Genomic DNA, 4,441 nt, shown 5'->3' on the forward strand with positions numbered 1-4,441 from the left:
GCCGCTTCCGAGGAATCCTCCGCCGTTGTCACCGCCGAAACGGTTCAGGTGGTACAGGACGGCATGGAACCCATCTCCGGCAGCGAGATCAAGGACGGCGTATATGACATCACCGTGGATTCCAGCTCCACCATGTTCCAGGTCACAGCCTGTCAGCTGACCGTCAAGGACGGCAGCATGACCGCTGCCATGACCATGGGCGGAACGGGTTACCTCTATCTCTACATGGGAACGGGTGCGGAAGCCGAACAGGCGGATGCGGACAGCTACATTCCCTTCACAGAAAACGCTGACGGCACACATACCTTTACCGTGCCGGTGGAGGCGCTGGATACCGGCATTGACTGCGCAGCATTCAGCAAGAAAAAGCAGATCTGGTATGACCGCACGCTGGTATTCCGGGCGGACTCCCTGCCCATGGACGCACGCACCGAGGATGCTTACACCTCGGTGGAAAGCCTGAATCTGGAGGACGGCACCTATACCGTTGCCGTCACACTGGAGGGTGGTTCCGGCCGTGCCAGTGTGGAATCTCCGGCAACACTCACAGTGGCAGACGGCAGCGTCACGGCGGACATCCTCTGGAGCAGCTCCAACTACGACTATATGAAAGTGGACGGCGTACAGTATGACCCCGTCAACAACGACGGAAACTCGGAATTCCGGATTCCTGTGCTGGGCTTTGATTACGCCATGCCGGTTTCGGCAGACACCACTGCCATGAGCACCCCCCACGAGATCGAGTACACCCTGTACTTCGACTCCGCCACACTGGAAAAGCAGTGATGCGCCGGATCGCTGCATGCAGTCTGCTGCTGCCCTGTGTGCTGCTCTTTGCCTGCGGAACGGGAACGGCGGAGTCCTCCTCCGGCAGCGCCTGGGCAGACCGTTCCCCCACGGGACACATGGCGCTGGAATACGCCGAGGAATTTTCCGTGGACTACTACGGCAAGGATGCCCTCATCACCATCGCCGGCAAAGACCAGTACCTGCTGGTACCGGAGGACGAAACCCCGCCAGCCGGTGTGGATGACAGCATCACCATTCTTCAGCAGCCACTGGACAATCTCTATGTGGCAGCCAGCTCCGCCATGGATCTGTTTGACGGCATCGGCGCACTGGACAGCGTTCACATGACCAGCACCGCCGAAACCGGATGGAGTTTGCCGAATGTTCAAAGCGCCATGGAAAACGGCACGCTGGAATATGCGGGAAAGTACAGTGCGCCAGACTATGAGGCGATCCTCTCCGGCGGCTGTGAATTGGCGGTAGAGTCCACCATGATCTATCACAGTCCGGAGATTCGGGAGAAGCTGGAGACGCTGGGAATCCCCGTGCTGGTGGAACACTCCAGCTATGAGTCCCACCCGCTGGGGCGCATGGAGTGGATCAAGCTCTACGGGCTGCTGCTGGGGAAAACCGAAGCGGCAGAGTCGTTTTTTCAGGCGCAGTCTCGGAAGCTGGATGATATCTGCACCGGCGAAAGCACCGGAAAAACCGTGGCATTTTTCTACATCAGCTCCAACGGCAGCGTCAATGTGCGGAAGCCGGGGGATTATATCTCCAAGATGATCGAGCTTGCCGGCGGACAGTACATCTTTTCCGCCGATGACCTGAATGTGGAGGAAAACGCCCTCTCTACCATGAACATCCAGATGGAGGCGTTCTATGCTGGTGCAAAGGATGCGGATTATCTCATCTACAACAGCACCATTGACGGCGCCGTCAGCACCATCGACCAGCTGCTGCAAAAGAGTCCCCTGCTGGCGGATTTTGCCGCTGTGCAAAGCGGAAACGTCTGGTGCACCGAGCAGAACATGTTTCAGCAGACCACCGGCGCAGCGGACATGATCGCCGACCTGCACGCCGTGGTCACCGGCGAGGCAGACGGCAAGACACAACTGACCTACCTGCACCGGGTACAATAGGAGGGAACACACGTTGCAAAATCATCCATCTGCGGCACGCTGCTGGCTGCGGTATCTGCTGCTGGCTGCGCTGCTGGTGCTGCTCTTTGCTGTCAATCTGTGCAGCGGAAGCGTCCGGCTCTCCCCGTCTCAGGTCCTGGGGCTGCTCCTCGGACAGGAACAGAACCCCACGGCGTGGCGCATTCTCTGGGAGATTCGGCTGCCCCGCTGTCTGGCGGCAGTGGTTCTGGGCGGAGCGCTCTCCGTATCCGGCTTTCTGCTCCAGACGTTCTTTGCCAATCCCATCGCCGGCCCCTACATTCTGGGCATCTCCTCCGGCGCAAAGCTCACCGTCGCCCTCGCCATGATCTTCTCTCTGGGACAGGGCATGGTGCTGGGGTCAATGGGACTCATTGCCGCCGCATTCCTCGGTGCAATGCTCTCCATGGGGTTCATTCTGCTCATCGCCGGAAAAGTCCACCGCATGTCCCTGCTGATCATCTGCGGCGTAATGATCGGCTACATCTGCTCTGCGGTCACGGATTTCGTGGTCACCTTTGCCGATGATTCCAACATCGTCAACCTCCACAACTGGTCTATGGGCAGCTTCTCCGGCACCAGCTGGCGGGACATCCGCACCATTGCCCTGACGGTCTTTCCCGGTCTGCTATGCACATTTCTGCTTTCCAAGCCCATGGGCGCCTACCAGCTGGGCGAGGCATATGCGCAGAATCTCGGCGTCAACATCCGGCTGTTCCGCATCGCCCTGATTCTCCTGTCCAGCGTGCTGTCCGCCTGCGTCACCGCCTTTGCCGGTCCCATCTCCTTTGTAGGGATTGCCGTGCCCCATCTGATGAAGAGCCTGTTCCGGACGGCAAAGCCACTGTGGATTCTCCCCGCCTGTTTTCTGGGCGGCGGGGTATTCTGTCTGTTTTGCGATGGCATTGCGAGAACCGTCTTTTCCCCCACAGAACTGAGCATCAGCACTGTCACCGCCGTTTTCGGTGCACCGGTAGTCATCTGGATGATGCTGCGGCGGGAGAAGCGCCGGAGGGAGGGCATGTGATGAACGACATTCTTTTACACACCGACCAGCTCACCGTGGGCTATCACGACGAGGCACTGATTCGGGACATCACGTTTTCCGTGCGTGCCGGACAGATCCTCACCCTCATCGGGCCAAACGGCGCCGGAAAATCCACCATCCTCAAGAGCATCTCCCGCCAGCTTGCGCCCCTCGCCGGCACGGTCTTTTTACAGGGCAAGGCGCTTACAGAGCTGCCACGACAGCAGCTGGCGCAGACCATGTCCATTCTCATGACCCAGCGGCTGGAAACGGAGTGGATGCGCTGCATTGACGTGGTGGAATCCGGACGATATCCGTACACCGGACGGCTGGGCATCCTCTCTGATGATGACCGGAACATTGCACAGGAGGCACTGCGGCTGGTACACGGCGAAGCCCTCGCACAGCGGGATTTCCGGCAGCTCAGCGACGGACAGCGCCAGCGCATTCTGCTGGCAAAAGCCATCTGTCAGGAGCCGAAGGTGCTGATTCTGGACGAGCCGACCTCCTTTCTGGACATCCGCTATCAGCTGGAGCTGCTGCAAATCCTCAAGGAACTGGTGCACACCCGCAGAATTGCGGTAGTGCTCTCCCTCCACGAGCTGGACTTGGCACAGAAGCTGTCCGACCTGGTGGTGTGCGTCCACGGCGACCGCATCGAGCGCATCGGGACACCGGACGAGATTTTCACCGGTGACTATATTGCCAGCCTCTACGAGATGACCTGCGGCAGCTACGACAGCTACGCCGGCACACCGGAGCTTCCGCCGCCTGCGGGAGTGCCACGTACCTTCGTCATTGGCGGGGGCGGTGCAGGAATCCCCGTATACCGCCGGCTGCAGCGGGATGGCGTGCCGTTCTACGCCGGTGTGCTGCCGGAAAACGATCTGGATTTTCCCACGGCACGTGCGCTGGCGGCAGAGGTCATCTCCGAAGCTGCCTTTGAACCCGTCGGCGAAGCGGCGTTTCAGCGGGCGGCACAGCGTATGGCGCAGTGCGAAACCGTGATCTGCTGCTGCGCAGCATTCGGGACAATGAATCGACGAAATCAGGATTTACTGGAGCTTGCACGGGAGCAGGGAAAACGTGTGGAGTAGAAATCCTGCATGCGCTTTGACATACAGATGTTTATGGTTTTATCGAAACACAGAGCGGCAACATGCTGCTCTGTGTTTGTTTTTCTGGCGGAAATCGTTGACAAATGCCGGCAGGAACGTTATAATAAATAGGTACACTATGTATCACGTATTGGAGCGAAACACAATGAAAACTGAATTCTTAATGGGAAACGAAGCCATTGCGCTGGGTGCCATGCACGCCGGTGTCAGCTTCGTCTCCGGATATCCCGGAACACCCTCTACCGAAATTCTGGAAACCGTGGCAAAGCGGAATCCCGGCGACATCTACGTCGAATGGTCAGTCAATGAAAAGGCTGCGCTGGAAGCCGCTGCCGGCGCCTCCTACGCCG

At 58.9% G+C, this 4,441-nt stretch carries 4 protein-coding genes and 1 pseudogene; all 5 read left to right on the plus strand.

The annotated features are described in order from the left end of the window. Positions 1 to 786, plus strand: a 786-nt coding sequence (locus QZL66_RS03590; protein ID WP_293601818.1) for a hypothetical protein, incomplete at its 5' end; no start/stop codon positions are given. After that, on the plus strand, positions 786 to 1,928 hold the full coding sequence (locus QZL66_RS03595; RefSeq protein ID WP_022410391.1) for an ABC transporter substrate-binding protein: 1,143 nt from the start codon (positions 786 to 788) through the stop codon (positions 1,926 to 1,928). The genes QZL66_RS03590 and QZL66_RS03595, both read left to right, overlap by 1 nt. Positions 1,929 to 1,941: 13 nt before the next feature. After that, the gene (locus tag QZL66_RS03600; protein WP_022410392.1) at positions 1,942 to 2,973 is read left to right on the plus strand and encodes a FecCD family ABC transporter permease; all 1,032 of its coding nucleotides are present in this window, start codon (positions 1,942 to 1,944) and stop codon (positions 2,971 to 2,973) included. Next, positions 2,973 to 4,070, plus strand: coding sequence for an ABC transporter ATP-binding protein (locus QZL66_RS03605; protein ID WP_022410393.1), 1,098 nt, complete (start codon positions 2,973 to 2,975; stop codon positions 4,068 to 4,070). The genes QZL66_RS03600 and QZL66_RS03605 overlap by 1 nt, the downstream gene beginning before the upstream one ends. Before the next feature lie 166 nt (positions 4,071 to 4,236). Further along, positions 4,237 to 4,441, plus strand: a pseudogene (locus QZL66_RS03610) (indolepyruvate ferredoxin oxidoreductase subunit alpha); the annotation flags it as partial.

The organism is Ruminococcus sp. CAG:330 (assembly GCF_000437175.1).
In the GTDB taxonomy this organism is placed as follows: Bacteria; Bacillota; Clostridia; order Oscillospirales; family Ruminococcaceae; genus Ruminococcus_C.